Origin of the sequence: Arthrobacter sp. W4I7, from assembly GCF_030816215.1 — a bacterium.
In the GTDB taxonomy this organism is placed as follows: Bacteria; Actinomycetota; Actinomycetes; order Actinomycetales; family Micrococcaceae; genus Arthrobacter; species Arthrobacter siccitolerans_A.
This window is the reverse complement of sequence record NZ_JAUSXU010000001.1, coordinates 4561697-4576239: the sequence shown is the minus strand read 5'-3', so window position 1 is coordinate 4576239 and position 14543 is coordinate 4561697. Positions and strand designations below refer to the sequence as shown.

General features: G+C 63.5%; 12 protein-coding genes and 1 pseudogene. 3 read left to right on the top strand and 10 right to left on the bottom strand.

Translation table 11 applies throughout. The features are described from left to right. Nucleotides 1-27: 27 nt before the first annotated feature. Genes QF047_RS20775 through QF047_RS20755 form a run of 5 tightly spaced genes read right to left on the bottom strand, consistent with a single transcriptional unit; the run spans nucleotide 28 to nucleotide 5444 of the window. Nucleotides 28-1032, bottom strand: coding sequence for a sugar phosphate isomerase/epimerase (locus QF047_RS20775; RefSeq protein ID WP_307281035.1), 1005 nt, complete (start codon nucleotides 1030-1032; stop codon nucleotides 28-30). A 38-nt stretch (nucleotides 1033-1070) separates the two neighbouring features. Then, a complete protein-coding gene (locus QF047_RS20770) occupies nucleotides 1071-2264 on the bottom strand; it encodes a Gfo/Idh/MocA family protein (RefSeq protein ID WP_307281034.1) in 1194 nt (397 codons plus the stop codon). A gap of 12 nt (nucleotides 2265-2276) precedes the next feature. Beyond that, nucleotides 2277-3182 carry a carbohydrate ABC transporter permease gene (locus QF047_RS20765; RefSeq protein WP_306637023.1) on the bottom strand — a complete coding sequence of 302 codons (906 nt, stop codon included), beginning with the start codon at nucleotides 3180-3182 and terminating at the stop codon, nucleotides 2277-2279. 1 nt (nucleotide 3183) lies between these two features. Then, nucleotides 3184-4119, bottom strand: coding sequence for a carbohydrate ABC transporter permease (locus tag QF047_RS20760; RefSeq protein WP_306637024.1), 936 nt, complete (start codon nucleotides 4117-4119; stop codon nucleotides 3184-3186). Next, the gene (locus tag QF047_RS20755) at nucleotides 4116-5444 is read right to left on the bottom strand and encodes an extracellular solute-binding protein (RefSeq protein WP_307281030.1); all 1329 of its coding nucleotides are present in this window, start codon (nucleotides 5442-5444) and stop codon (nucleotides 4116-4118) included. Before QF047_RS20755 ends, QF047_RS20760 begins: the two co-directional genes overlap by 4 nt. A 238-nt stretch (nucleotides 5445-5682) precedes the next feature. Between QF047_RS20755 and QF047_RS20750 the strand changes: the two genes are divergently transcribed. From QF047_RS20750 to QF047_RS22410, 3 genes and pseudogenes are all read left to right on the top strand, one after another. Next, complete coding sequence (locus QF047_RS20750; RefSeq protein WP_306637026.1) at nucleotides 5683-6726, top strand: LacI family DNA-binding transcriptional regulator; 1044 nt, start codon at nucleotides 5683-5685, stop codon at nucleotides 6724-6726. Between the two features lie 191 nt (nucleotides 6727-6917). After that, nucleotides 6918-8105, top strand: coding sequence for a mandelate racemase/muconate lactonizing enzyme family protein (locus QF047_RS20745; protein ID WP_307281026.1), 1188 nt, complete (start codon nucleotides 6918-6920; stop codon nucleotides 8103-8105). A gap of 15 nt (nucleotides 8106-8120) precedes the next feature. Continuing rightward, nucleotides 8121-8796, top strand: a pseudogene (locus QF047_RS22410) (fumarylacetoacetate hydrolase); the annotation flags it as partial. On the opposite strand, the gene QF047_RS22405 reads toward QF047_RS22410, so the two are convergent. From QF047_RS22405 to QF047_RS20715, 5 genes are all read right to left on the bottom strand, one after another. Further along, nucleotides 8721-8972 carry a hypothetical protein gene (locus QF047_RS22405; protein WP_306637029.1) on the bottom strand — a complete coding sequence of 84 codons (252 nt, stop codon included), beginning with the start codon at nucleotides 8970-8972 and terminating at the stop codon, nucleotides 8721-8723. The pseudogene QF047_RS22410 and the gene QF047_RS22405 overlap by 76 nt on opposite strands. A 62-nt stretch (nucleotides 8973-9034) precedes the next feature. Next, entirely contained in the window at nucleotides 9035-11398 is a 2364-nt protein-coding gene (locus tag QF047_RS20730; RefSeq protein ID WP_307281018.1) for a glycoside hydrolase family 3 N-terminal domain-containing protein, read from the bottom strand. Between the two features lie 2 nt (nucleotides 11399-11400). Further along, nucleotides 11401-12219 (bottom strand): carbohydrate ABC transporter permease, encoded by an 819-nt coding sequence (locus tag QF047_RS20725; protein ID WP_306637033.1) that lies wholly within the window; start codon nucleotides 12217-12219, stop codon nucleotides 11401-11403. Then, on the bottom strand, nucleotides 12220-13173 hold the full coding sequence (locus QF047_RS20720; RefSeq protein ID WP_306637035.1) for a carbohydrate ABC transporter permease: 954 nt from the start codon (nucleotides 13171-13173) through the stop codon (nucleotides 12220-12222). It abuts the gene before it with no gap. A 10-nt stretch (nucleotides 13174-13183) separates the two neighbouring features. Then, entirely contained in the window at nucleotides 13184-14482 is a 1299-nt protein-coding gene (locus tag QF047_RS20715; protein ID WP_307281013.1) for an extracellular solute-binding protein, read from the bottom strand. Nucleotides 14483-14543: the final 61 nt, after the last annotated feature.

The following is a 14543-nucleotide window of genomic DNA, read 5'->3' as shown; positions in this document are numbered from 1 at the left end:
GTTCCTTAATTGTGGGATGGTGGCGTTTTAGTGGCTGGTGAAGGCGGCGTCGAACGCGGCTGTGGGCGGGGCGATCCGGGCGAGTTCCTGGACCATGGCCAGTGCCTGCGGGGCGCCGGTGAGGCGGTCCATGCCGGCGTCTTCCCATTCGATGCTGGTGGGGCCGTTGTAGCCGATGGCGTTCAGGGTTCGGAAGATCCGGTTCCATGGCACGTCCCCGTGGCCTGCGGTGACGAAGTCCCAGCCGCGGCGGGGATCTGCCCAGGCCAGGTGGGAGCCGAGGCGTCCGTTGCGGCCGTCGAGCTGGCGGATGGATTCCTTTACGTGGACGTGGAGGATGTGTTCGGCGAAGTCCTGCAGGAACATTACCGGGTCCAGGTCCTGCCAGATGAAGTGGGACGGGTCGAAGTTCAGCCCGAAGCTCTTGCGGTGTCCGATGGCTTCCAGGGTGCGTTTGGCGGTCCAGTAGTCGTAGGCGATTTCGGAGGGGTGGACTTCCAGGGCGAACCGGACGCCTTGTTCGTCGAAGACGTCCAGGATGGGGTTCCAGCGGTCCGCGAAGTCCTGGTAGCCGGCGTCGATCATGGCTTCGGAGGCGGGCGGGAACATGGCGACGGCTTTCCAGATGGAGGAGCCGGTGAACCCGGTGACGGTGTTCACGCCGAGGCGGGCGGCTGCCCGGGCGGTGTCCTTCATGGATTCGGCGGCCCGGCGGCGTACTCCTTCGGGTTCGCCGTTGCCCCAGATTTCGGTGGAGAGGATGCCTTGGTGGCGTTCGTCGATGGGGTCATCGCAGACGGCCTGGCCGGTGAGGTGGTTGGCGATGGCGAAGACGCGCAGGTTGTTTTTTTCCAGGATGTCCAGCCGGCCCTGGAGGTAGTTGTCGTCTTCCGCGGCGCGGCGGGGGTCCAGGTGGTCGCCCCAGCAGGCAATTTCGAGCCCGTCAAAGCCCCACTCGCCGGCGAGCCGGGCCACCTCCTCAAAGGGCAGGTCGGCCCACTGGCCGGTAAAAAGCGTGATTGGTCGTGTCATCAGGTTTCCTTGGTTGTACTGGCGCCGGTCGGTGTTGCTCAGACTTTTTGCCACTGGCTGGAGTTCACGGCGCTGGATTCCACGGCCGCGAGGACCCGCTGGACCTGGAGGGCATCCGTGAATGAGGGTTCCGGTTGACGTCCTTCACCGATCGCGGTGACGAGGTCCACCACCTGGTGCGTGAAGCCGTGCTCGTACCCCAGTCCGTGGCCGGTGGGCCACCAGTTCCCGACGTAGGGGTGCTCGGGCTCGGTGACGAAAATCCTGCGGAAGCCGGCGTCGGGGGACTCTGCCGCGTCATAGAAGGAAAGGACGTTCATTTCCTCGAAGTCGAAGGCCAGTGAGCCCTTGGTTCCGTTGACTTCCAGGCGCATGGCGTTCTTCCGGCCCAGTGCATAACGGGTGGCTTCAAAGACGCCGACGGCGCCCGCTGACGCAGTACCACCGTCGAACCGTGCGCTGAAGATGGCTGCATCGTCCACGGTGACATGTCCGCGGGGCGCGTCGCTGCCGACGTCACCGTGCCCGCCCAGGCCCACCAAATCGCCAGCGAGAGGGCGCTCCGGGACGAAGGTTTCGAGCAGCGCCGAGACGCCGGTGATGTTCTGCCCGGTGACCCACTGGGCGGCGTCGATGCTGTGCGCTCCGATGTCGCCGAGGGAGCCGGACCCGGACTTGCTCTTGTCCAGCCGCCAGGTCATGGGGGCATTCTCGTCGGACAGCCAGTCCTGCAGGTACTGGGCCCGGACGTGCCGGATGTCCCCGAGCCTGCCCTGCTCGACAAACCGCTTGGCCAGTGCCAGTGCGGGGGTACGGCGGTAACTGAAGCCGCACATCGAGGCGGTGCCCTGCTTCGCCGCGGTCTCCGCAGCGAGGACCATCCTTTCCGCCTCTTCCACAGAATTAGCGAGGGGTTTCTCGCACAGCACATGCTTGCCGGCCTCAAGGGCGGCGATCGCAATTTCAGCATGGGTGTCGCCCGGCGTGCAGATGTCAATCAGGTCAATGTCGTCGCGCTCGATCAGGCGGCGCCAGTCCGTCTCCACCGACTCCCAGCCAAGCTTGTCCGCCGCGGCCCGGACGCCGTCGGCGTTCCTTCCGGCCACGGCAGCGAGCTGAGGCTGCAGCGGCAGGTCAAAGAACCGGGGCGCGGTGCGCCAGGCGTGGGAGTGGGCCGCACCCATGAAGGCATAGCCCACCATGCCGACGCGCAGGGGTTTGGTTCCGGTCATGAAAGTTCCTTTCTACTTGCTGAAGCCGGCGGTGAGGCCGGCGAGCAGCTGGCGGCGGCCAATGACGTAGAGCACCAGGATCGGCAGCGTGCTGAGCACCACTGAGGCAAGCACGGCCGGGATGTTGACGCTGAATTCTCCTTGGAACGTCCACAAACCCAGGGGAAGGACGCGCAGGCCGGGGCTCTGGGTGAGGACCAGCGGAAGCAGGAAGCCGTTCCAGACATGCAGGCCGTTGTAGATCGCGACGGTCACGATCGCAGGGCGGGTCAGCGGCAGGGCCAGCCGCCACATGGTCTGCCATTCACTGCAGCCGTCCAGCCGCATGGATTCGAACAATTCGTTCGGCACGTCGCGGATGAAGTTGGACAGGATCAGCACCGTCAGCGGGATGGCAAAAGCAATGGACGGCAGCATGAGCGCGAGCAGGCTGTCATACAGGTTGAGCCGGATGATCATCAGGTAGATCGGGATGATCGTGGCTTGAAGCGGGATGGCCAGGCCCATGAGGAACATTCCGTTGACCAGCTTGAGGAACCTGCCGCTGCCCCGGACGATGGCAAACGACGCCATGAAGGAAATCAGCACGGTGGGAATCACGGAACCGAGCGTGACAATGGCACTGTTCATGAAGTACGTGGCGAAATCGGCCTCGAGAACCATCTGGTAGTTCTCCAGCGTGGGTGACGTGGGCACCGCCAGGGGATTCTGGCCGAAGTACCCTGCCTGCGTCTTCAGGCTGGTGATCACCACGTAGTACACGGGAAGAATGATGATGGCCAGCCAGATCCAGCCGCCAAGGCCGCCGGGAATGTTGAGCCGCCTCATGCGGGAACCGAGTCCACGCTTGGGGCTTGAGGCGTTGGCGGGGGAGCCGGAGGCAGCCTCCTTCGTGCTGCTTTTCAATACGGTGGTCACCCTACAAACCTTCCAATTGGCTGCCCTGCTTGTCCTTGCCGCCAAGACGCTGGAGGAACAAGGCAAGAGCAAGGCCGATGATGACGAGAATGACGGCGATGACGCTTGCGGGGCCCATCAGGTTGGCCCGGAAGCCCCGCAGGTACATGTCCAAAGCCAGGATCCGCGTGGAGTTTCCCGGTCCGCCGCCGGTGAGGACGAAGATCAGGTCGAAGTACGTCAGCGATCCGACCACCATCAACGTGGACGAGGTAATGATGGTGTATTTCAGCTGGGGGAGGGTGATGTGGAAGAACTGCTTGACGGTACCCGCCCCATCGATCTGGGCTGCTTCATAGAGCGACTTGGGGATCTGCCGCACGCCGCCCTGGTAAATGAGCGTATGGAACGGGACAAACTGCCAGGCGATCACGAAGATGACCAAGCCCAGGGCCAGGTGCGGGACACCCAGCCAGTCCTGGGCAAGGAAGGGCAGTCCAAGGCCGGTGGCCAGGCCGAAGTTCGGATCGAGCAGGGCCTTGAAGGCAATGGCGACTGCAGCGGACGAGAGCAGCAAGGGCAGGAAGTACAGGACGGCGAGGGCAGCCCGGTAGCGCTGGCTTCCTGCGGTGAAGACCCCCAGGAGGAGGCTGATCGGTGTCTGGACGAGCCAGGAGACGATCATGATCAGGAAAGTCAGCCCCAGGGCGTTGTACAGTCCAGGGTCCGCGAGTACCGAGAACCAGTTGCTCAGGCCCGCAGCCCCGATGGCACCGATGCCGTCCCAGCTGGTGAAACTCAGGATGAGTACACCGGCCAGGGGGACCACAGCGAAGACCACGAAGAAGAACAAAGCGGGCAGTGTCAGCCAGGCGAGTGCGGCCTTACGCTTGTCGGTTTGCTCCATACCCGTTCTGGCGGTGGCAGTCCTGGCAGCGGTGGATACGGCGTTACTCATTTGCCGAGGGTGGCATTCATGTTCTCGGCGAACTGCTGCGGCGTGATCGACTTCAGGAACAGCTGGTCGATGTTGTTCAGCAGGGCCTCGGCTGCCGTGGGGCTCAGGGCCTGGTCCCACGACTGCTGGAAGGTCGGGGCGTTCTTGGCCAGGCCGTAGACGAAGTTGAGGAAGTCCTTGTCCGGAGACTTTGAGAGCTTGTCTTCGATTCCGTTAACAATGGGAACAGACCCGGTGTTGATGTAGGTATCGATCACCGTTTCGGTCAGGATGCCGTCCTTGAAGAACTTCTTCGCGGACTCCTTTTCCTTGTCAGTGGCCTTGGAGGAGATTGACATGTACTGGGCCGGGTTTCCGACGCCGTTCTTGGGGTCGCCCTTGCCGCCCGGAACCGTGGGGAACTGAACGAAGCCCAGTTTTCCGTCCTGGACGAAGTTCTGGCCGTTCTTCTTCATACCGCCGTAGGTCCAGGTACCGTGCAGCATCATGGCTGCCTTGCCCGTGAACAGGAGGGCCTGGTCAGCGTTGGAGTCTGCGGTGATCGAGGAGAAGCCCTTGATGAACCCTTCGGCTGAGACGAGTTCCTGGATCTTGGTGCCGGTCTCAATCACAGCCGGGTCCAGCCAGGCATTGGGCTTGCCTTCGAAGATGGCATTGAAGACGCCGGGGCCGCCGATACGGTCCAGCAGGTATTCGAGCCACATCATGGAGGTCCAGCGCGACTGTCCTCCGAGGGAGAAGGGTGCCACTCCCATGTCGTTGAAGGTCTTGACCAGTGACATGACGTCGTCCCAGGTCTTCGGCGGCTGGACGCCGGCCTTCTCGAACAGTTCCTTGTTGTAGAACAGGACGATCGGGGCGACGTACTGGTTGGGCAGCGCGTAGATCTTTCCGTTGACGGTTGCCGCACCGAAGGAGGACGGGAAGAACTTTTTCTTCAGGTCCGGGTTCTCGTCGAACCAGCTGGTCAGGTCGTCCACCTGGTTGGCCTCGACATAGGTCTTCAGGCCGCCGCCGCCCCAGCCGTAGATGATGGTCGGCGCCTGGCCGGCGCCGATTGCGGTTTTGATCTTGGTTTTGTAGGCGTCGTTCTGGAAGTACGTCACCGTGATCTTGTCGTTGGGGTTCGCCGAACCGAACGCATCCACCGCCTTCTGCATGGTGGTTTGGTTCGGTTCACCCGAGAGGTACCACATACTGGCCCCCCCACTGCCGCTGGAGGCACCCGGTCCCGATGTCCCGCAAGCGGTGGTCGCCGCAACGGCGAAGGGAGTGAGGGCAGCAAGGGCGAGGAAAGAGCGGCGGGAGGTCTGGGGCTGCTTCATTGCTTCTCCATCTGGGTTTGCTTCTTTGCAAGTTAATTGCGCGGAGCCGCTAGCTCCGCGATCCAGTCGAAACATTTCGAATGGGTGATTTAGGTCACGGTATAAACTAAAGCCCATGTTTGCTTGGCGTCAAGGGGAAGTTGTGAGATTTTCCGTCCATTCCGAAAGTGCTTGACCATATGGCGCGGCGTTCTAGAGAATGAGATCTCCGAAACATTCGAAAAGATTGCGAACTCTGATGGCAACGAAGATCTCCCAGCGGCCCAAGCCGACCCTGGCCATGGTGGCGCGGCAGGCGGGAGTGTCGGCGCCGACGGTCTCGAAGGTGGTTAATGGCCGCGAAGACGTGTCTGCGGAAACGCGGGCCCGCGTGCTCGCGGCACTGGAGCAGGCGGGGTATCAATCCCCCCTGCAGCGGCGCTCCGCCGCAGAGACGGGCACGGTGGTGGAGGTAGTCATCGACGTTCTTGACTCCGCCTACATGATTGAAGTCCTCAACGGGATACTGCAGTTCGCCGCAGCAGCCGACGTTGAGATCCTGGTCAGTGTCACTGGCCCGGCACTTTCCAACCTGCGCAGTCCGGAGCGCCGCGCCCAGCGCATGCTGGACGAAGGCAGGGCGGGGATGATCGTGGTGACGTCGGCTTTCAGCGAGGCGCAGCTGCAGGCGTTCCGGCGCCGCAAGATTCCCGTCGTCGTTATCGACCCCCTCAACCCGCCGTCAGCGGATGTAGTCAGCGTAGGAGCCACCAACTGGGCCGGCGGCAAGGCCGCCACCGAACATCTGCTGGATTTGGGGCATCGGCGCATCGCCTACATCGGCGGCATCGAGAAGGCTGAATGCAACCAGGCACGGCTGCACGGCTACATGGCCGCCCTGATGGCCCGCGGCATCACGGTGGACCCCCGGTACATCATTTCCGGCGGCAGGTTCCGCAGGGAGAGCGGGGTTGCCGGACTGCAGGCTCTGCTGCAACTGGACCAGCTTCCCAGCGCGATCTTTGCCGCAAGCGACGCGATTGCCATGGGTGTTCTTGCCGAAGCCGGACGCCATGGCATCCGGGTTCCGGAAGACATCAGCCTGATTGGCTTTGACGGGACAAGGCAGGGTGAGGAATCCGTCCCGTCGCTCAGTTCGGTCGCCCAGCCATTGGAGGAGATGGGGCGGGCAGCGTTGCGGTCACTCCTTCGCCAGGCGCGGGGGGAAATCCTCGATTCCCACCGCGTAGAACTGGCCACCCAGCTGATCGTGCGGGGCTCGACGGCGGCTCCCGCAAGCTGAGCTGTGGCGTGGAGTCCTATCGCGCGGCCGATTCCGCAGTACTGATGCCCGGGCTGCCGATCGGCTCTTCAAAGCATCATGGCCGTCGGACTCCTGTTCACCCTCTCGGCCGTCGGCTTCTATCTGTTCGCACAACGTTATGTCGTCAGCGGGATGACCGCGGGCGCTGTTAAGGGATGACACCTCCACCTATGAAAATCACCAACCTCGACACTGTTGTCGTCGACTTCTACCGGACAAACCTCATTTTCGTCCGGCTGAGCACCGACTCGGGCCTCACCGGCATCGCAGAGGCAACCCTCGAAGGCCAGGAGCACGCGGTCCGCGGCGCCGTCGCCATCCTCGCCGACGCCGTCCGCGGCAAGGACCCAACAAGGATCAGCCAAACCATTTACGAACTCAACCGCGACGCCTATTGGCGCGGCGGGCCTGTGTCAATGACGGCTCTCAGTGCCCTTGAAATGGCCATGTGGGATGTTTCGGCCCGCGCCCTGGGTGTCCCTGTCCACCGCATGCTGGGCGGACAGGTCCGCGACAGGGTCCGCGCTTACGCCAACGGCTGGTTTTCCGGGGCCAAAAAACCGGAAGAATTTGCCGAGGCAGCAGTACAGACGGTTGCCCAAGGCTTCCGGGGACTCAAGTGGGACCCGTTCGAGGCGGCGGACCTTACCCTGGAGCCGCGGGACCTGCGGCGCATGCTTGAGCCCGTTGCCGCCGTGCGGGAGGCCGTGGGCGATGACGTTGAGATCTTCATTGAAGGACATGGCCGGTTCGACGTCCCGACAGCCATCCGGGTCGCCCGGGAGATCGAGCAGTTCCAGCCGGTGTTCTTCGAGGAGCCGTGCCCGCCGGACGGAATAGATTCCCTCCTGGAAATACGATCGAAGTCTCCAGTAGCCATCGCTGCGGGCGAACGGTGGATGGGACGGAACACCTTCGTTCCCGCCCTCTCCCGGAAGGCAGTGGACTACATCCAGCCCGACGTCACCCACGCCGGCGGCCTGCTGGAACTGTCCTTCATCTCCACGCTCGCCGCAGCTCATTACATTCCGTTCGCCCCCCACAACCCGAGCGGTCCGCTCAGTACCGCCGCAACCCTGCAGTTGGGCGCCATGCTGCCCAACTTCCGGTACCTGGAAATCATGGCCACGGACGTGCCCTGGCGGAGCGAGATCTCGAGCGAGCGCCTGCAGCTGACCGACGAGGGCGACGTCCTCATTCCCGAAGGGATCGGGCTGGGCATTGAACTCAACTTCGACGCCATCGCGGAGCACCCATACACACCGCACCCGATGCGGATCTTCAGTGACGTCGTCGCAGACATCCGGCCGCCGGACGCCCGCCCCTACTTCAACCTCGAGCGCACGCACGTCAGCTGAACACGATGATCACATCGGGCGGCGCAAGTCCGCAGAACCGTCGGCGAGGCCCTGGGGGAAGCCTGGATACCCTTCGCCCCGGCTCGGAGGAGGCGCCCGAGGTCAAGAAGCTGCTGTCGGCCGAGGGGATGTGGTCGCAGTACCTTGAGGTGGGCCTGGGCCCCGACCCCGAAGTGTTCACTAAAGCCTCCGTGCTGTCCTCCGTGGGCTTTGGTCCGGCGTAGGCATCCCGGGCTTCTCCTCGTGGAACAACCCCGAGCCTGAACTGCTGCTCATTGCCGACTCAGCCGGAAAGGTTCGGGGCGCAACCTTGGGGAACGACGCCAACCTCCGGGACGTGGAGGGGCGCAGCGCACTCCTCCTCTGCATGGCCAAGGACAACAACGCATCCTGTGCCATCGGCCCCCTGATCCGGCTCTTCCACGAGGATTTCACCCTGGAGTCCCTGCGGACGGAGGAAATCACCCTCACCGTGGAAGGCACGGACGGCTACCGGCTGGAGGGCCGCAACAGCCTGGCCCGCATTAGCAGCCCGCAGCTCGGGGCATTGATCAACCGGACTCAGAAGACCGAGGACATGGAGCCTTGGACCTTCGGGACCACGGCCTTCTTCAACTACCTGACGGAGCTGGAGACGTGGGACTCCCCATCAAGGGCCGTGAACCGCAGGGATTCCCACGTCTCCCCGTAAGGGACCTGATCGTTCAGTTCGACGGTAAAGCGGCCCGGGCCGTGCTTGGTGACGAGGATGCCCCGTACGGGGTTTTCCTGGGCCAGGGCCAGAAGCCGTTGGATGGAGGAGTTCAGCTTCTCATCAGCCTCAGACCTGGTCGTGGCCACGATCGCCAGGCAGTGCGGTGTTCCCATGGAATTCCTTTCAGGGCCTGCAGGGGGCCGTACGGTTTACGCACGGCCCCCAGTCTGTGGGCTTAGTTGCCTGCTGCCACCATGACGCGGCAGTGCAGGCTGCGGGTGTGGTCGACGATCCGCGTTTCACCGGTAAGGGTGATGCTGGCGGTAAGGCGGATGTCCCCGCTGGAAGCTCCGAAGCGCAGTTCCAGGTCACCGGCCTCAACGATCCGCTTGCCATCCCGGCCGGTGAATGATGTGACGTCGGCGGGCACCGTGAAGGAAACCCGCGCCGAATCTTTAGGCTCGAGCGGCACACGGGCATAGCCCACCAGTTTCTGCACGGGGCGGACCACTGAGGCCACCGGATCGTGCAGGTACAGCTGGACAAGTTCGACGCCGGCCCGGTCACCGGTGTTTGTCACGGTGATGCTTGCCTTTGCGGCGCCGTCCACTGCAACTGTCGACGCCCCCTCCAGTGCCAGGCCGCCCCATTGGAAGGTGGTGTAGCTGAGGCCATGGCCGAAGGGGAAAGCGGCGGCAGGATCGATGTTGGAGACGCTGCTGGCCTGGGCCAGCGGGGGAGCCAGGTAGGTTGACGGCTGCGCGCCCGGCCTGGCCGGAATGCTCACCGGCAGCCGTCCGCTGGGGTTGACGCTGCCGCTGAGGATCTTCGCCACCGCCGGGCCGCCTTCCTCGCCCGGGAAGAATGCCTGCACTATGGCGGCGGCATTTTCGACGGCAGATCCCACCGCATAGGGACGGCCAGTCAGGAGTACCAGCACCACTGGCACGCCGGTTTCGATCAGCCGGTCCAGCAGTTGCTGCTGGGCGCCCGGAAGCACCAGGGATTCCACGTCGCAGCCTTCACCGCTGGTTCCCCTGCCAAACAGGCCGGCGCGGTCGCCCAGAACGGCGATGACGACGTCGGCGGCGGTGGCGGCAGCAACGGCGTCGTCGAATCCTTCGGTGGAAGCGCCGTCAATGGTGCAGCCGGCGGTCACCGTGATGGCGCTTTCGGGGAATTCGGCCCGCAGGGCCTGGGCCACGGTGGGCAGCTCAATGCCAACCGGGACGTCGGGGTGCTGCCCGCCGACGTGTGCCGGGAAGGAGTAGCAGCCGAGGAATGCCTGCGTGTTGTCCGCGTTGGGTCCGACGACGGCGATCCGGCCGGGATTGAGCAGCGGCAGGATCCCGTTGTTGCTGGCCAGGATGATGGATTGTTCGGCAATCCGGGCGGCAAGCTTCCGGTTGGCCTCGGAGTCCAGGTTGATGCTGCCTTCCAAGCCCGCAGTGCTGCGCGGATCTACGTTCTGCAGGGCAGGCGGAACAGCAGACCAGTCCTCGTCCAGCAGGCCCAGTTCGATTTTCTGCACAAGCACCCGGCGCAGGGCGCGGTCAATGAGGTCGACAGGGACGCGGCCGGCCTCGACTTCGGTGATGAGGTGCTCGCCGAACGCGTGCACTGTGGGAAGTTCGACGTCGACGCCCGCGGCCAAGGCGGCTGCTGCGGCCTGACCCAGGGAACCGGCGATCCCGTGAAGGTTCTTGAGGAAGGCGACGCCGAAGTAGTCGGCCACCACCGTTCCGCTGAATCCCCAGGTGTTGCGCAGGAGATCGGTCAGCAGCGATGCGTCTGCAGCGGTGGGGACGCCGTCCAGGTCCGTGTAGGCGTGCATCACGGAGCGGACGCCGGACTCGCGGACAGCCATCTCGAAGGGCGGAAGCAGGACGTCTGCCAGTTCCCGGGCGCCAACGGAAACCGGGGCAAGGTTCCGGCCTGCCTTGGAGGCCGAATAGCCCACAAAGTGCTTCAGCGTGGCCACGATACCGCTGCTTTCCAGGCCCTGGATGTAGGCGGTTGCCAGTGTTCCGATCAGGTAGGGATCCTCGCCGATGGTTTCCTCCACCCGGCCCCAGCGCGCGTCGCGGACCACGTCCAGGACAGGGGCGAGGCCCTGATGCACGCCAAGTGAACGCATGTCGGCCCCTATCGCAGCCCCCATCGTCCGGATGAGGTCAGCGTTGAAGGTGGCACCCCATGCCAGGGGTACGGGGTAGGCGGTGGCCTGCCACGTAGCGAAGCCTGCGAGGCATTCCTCGTGGACCAGGGCCGGGATGCCGAAGCGGTTGGCCGCGGCAATGCGCTGCTGGGTCCGCTGCAGGGACAGGGCGCCCAGTGCCGGGTCCACCGGCGCGGTTCCGAACGGCCTGGTGAGCTGTCCCAGGCCGTCGGGCAGGATCTGGTCGAGGTCCACGTCCGGGTTCATCTCATTCTGGTGCGGCGCTACTTCGCCGCCCTCACTGGAAGCCCCCACCCACACTCCATAGAGCTGCGCGGTCTTCTCCCGCAGTGTCATGGCTGCAATGAGGCTGTCGGCGCGCTCTTGCGGGGTGGAGGCGGTGCTGCGCCAGGGAGCGCTGTGGGTTGTTGTTTCTGTCATGATTACTTTCCGCCAGCGCCCATAAGGCCCTGGACTAGCGCGCGGCGCGCGAAGAGGTAGGCGAGCAGTACCGGCACCATGGAAAGCGTCACGGCCGCCAGGAGTCCGGGGATGTTGATGCCGAACTGTGTCTGGAAGTTGAACAGGCCCAGCGTGACCACACGCGTGGATTCGGACTGGGTCAGGATCAGCGGGAAGAGGAAGCCGTTCCACGCCTGGAGCGCGGAGAACACGGCGATGGTGGACAGGCCACCCTTGGACAGCGGCAGTACCAGGCGCAGGAAGGAACGGGCGGGGGAGGCGCCGTCCATGGCCATGGCCTCATAAAGTTCAGGAGTGATGTCCCGCATGGTGCCGCTAAGGATGATCGTGCAGATGGGGAGTGCGAAAGCAGCCGTCGGGAGGATGACGCCGAGCAGGTTGTCATAGAGGCCCACGGTATTGATCAGGTAGAACACCGGAACGATGACTGCCTGGGCGGGAATCGCCAGGCCAAGCAGGAACAGGCGGAAGATGGCCGTTGCCGCGCGGCTCTCGCTCCGGACAATGGCGTAGCTCAACGGGGGAACCAGGAGCAGCACCAGGCCGACAACCCCGGCAGTAACGATGATGGTGTTCACGAAGTACCGGCCAAAGCCGCTGGTGATGGCATCCACATAGTTCTGCAGCGTGAAGCTGGTGGGGAACGACAGCGGCCCGTTGTCGCCGAACTCGGCGCGGGTCTGGAAGGTCGCGGACAGCATGACGTACAGCGGAACAGCGACGATGGCCAGCCAGATGAAGGCGCCGATGCCGGCAAGGTAATTCGGACGCGTTTTCATTTAGAGCCCCTCCATTGAACTACGCATTTTGTCGTATCCGGAAACGCGCACCACCGCGAAGGAGATTGCGGTGGAGATGACGACGAGTACGAGCGCTATCGCGCTGCCGGTGCCGAAATCGAACCGGCGGAACGCTTCCTGGTACATGTGGAAAGCAGTGATGGTGGTGCCGGTTCCCGGTCCGCCGTTGGTCAGGATGAGGACTGTTTCAAAGGTGGTCAGGCCGCCCACCACCATGAGGATCACAGATGTGATGATGCTGTTCTTCAGCTGCGGCAGCGTGATGCTGACGAACTGCCTGACGGTCCCGGCGCCGTCGATGGACGCGGCCTGGTACAGAACCGGGGGGATCTGCCGAGCAGCTCCCTGGTAAATCAGGGTATGGAACGGCGTGAACTGCCACATGCCCACGAAGATCAGTACCGCAATGGCACCGTTCTGGCTGCCCAGGACGTTCCCGTCCCCAAACAGCCAGGACATCTGGCCGGGGATTCCGAAGTTGGGGTCGAGCAGGGCCCGCCACAGGACGGAAATCGCAGCCGAGGACAGGAGCAGGGGAACGAAGTAGATGGCGCTCAGGATGGCGCGGTTTTTTTGGTTGCCGGCCGCCCAGACGCCCAGCAGGATGCTCAGCGGAGTCTGGGTGACGATGCCGAGCACAATGAAGAGCAGGCTGAGCCAGAGGCTTTGAAGCATGACCGGGTCTGCGAAGAGGGCTTCCCAGTTCTTCAGCCCCACGAATTTAGGGTCGCCGAGGCCGCTCCACCGGGTGAAGGACAGCACGGCCACCGCGATCAGCGGGACCAGCGCGAAGAGTCCAAAGAAAATGCTGGCAGGAAGGGCCCAGACAAAGCCGGGGCGGCTCGCGGAGGAGCCGCTCCGGCCTGCCGGGCGGCCCTGTTGGGGGCCGCCCGCACGTGCCGGGCGCCTGCGTTTTGCAAGCGTCGTCGTCATGGTTATTTTCCTAGAGGCTCTGCATGGCCTTGATGAAGCCGTCTTCATCGATCTGTCCGCTGAAGAACTGCGAGACGGCGGTAAGGATGGTTACGGTTGCTTCCGGCGGGTACGCCTGGTCCCACGAAAGCTGGAAGGATGGAGCCTCTTTCACCAGGTTGAACTGGTACTTGGCGTATTCAGGATCTGCTGCCTTGTCCAGGAACTTCTCTGTGTTGGTGGTGGTGGGCAGGTTTCCAATGGCTACCTGCTCCTGGACAAACTGGTCCGAGTACATGAGCTTCAGGAAATCGCGGGCTGCTTCCGGGTAGCGCGTGTTCTTGTTGATCGAGTAGAAGTTGTTCGGGTTGCCTACCAGGTTGTTCGCGTCGCCAATCCCGCCCTCGATCTTTGGGAACTCGCTGTAGCCAAGGATGTCGGCCGCGAACGCTGCATTGTTGCTCTGCTGCGTGGAGTACTCCCAGGACCCCATGAGTTCAAAGCCCGCCTTGCCGCTGGCCAGCAGGGCAGGCGCTCCGCCGTCGGTGAACTTAACGGAGTCGAAGTTGGTGCCGAAGGCACCTGCATCAACCAGTTCGCGAAGCATGCCGAGGGCTTTCCGGCTTTCCGGAGATGCCCAGACGCCTGTGTCGCCCTGCAGCGCCTTCTGGAACAGGCCTTCGCCTGCGACGCGGTCGTAGATGTACTCAAACCACATCAGCGTGGGCCACCGGTCGCCGGCACCCAGGGCGATAGGCGTGATGCCCTTGTCCTTGAGGATCTTCACGTCCGCCAGCAGTTCCTCCCAGGTGGCCGGAGGCGCGGCGATTCCCGCGTCGGCGAGGACCTTTGAGTTGTTGAAGAGCATGACGGGCTGTGTTCCGCGCATGGGAACGCCATATGCTTTGCCGTCGATAACCGCTTTTTCGAACACCGAGGGCAGGAAGGCATCCTTCAGTTGGGGATCTTCCTTAACGAAGTCGTCCAAAGGAAGAACCAGGTCGGCATCGACAAAACTCTTAATGCTGCCGCCGCCCCAGTTGAAGAAGATGTCAGGTGCGGTGGGGGTGTCAATGATCGTCTGCAGCTTCGACTGGTACTCGGCGCCCGGGATCTTATCGAGGACCACCTTCACCTGGGAGGTGGCGTTGAAGGCGTCAATCATCTTCTGTTCTACTGTGTTGCCTGCATCGCCGTACATGGCAACGTGGATTTCGTTCTCAGGCCGGCTCGACGCGCCGGACCCGCCAGAGCAACCGGCCATCGTCAGGCCAAGGGCAAGAGCCGCACCGCCGGCAATGCCGCGGGCGACCCATCCGTGCTTGTTCATCTTCGAACGCCTCTCGAAAGTTTCGATATTTTGATCGAAAGTTATGTGATGCCTGCCAGTG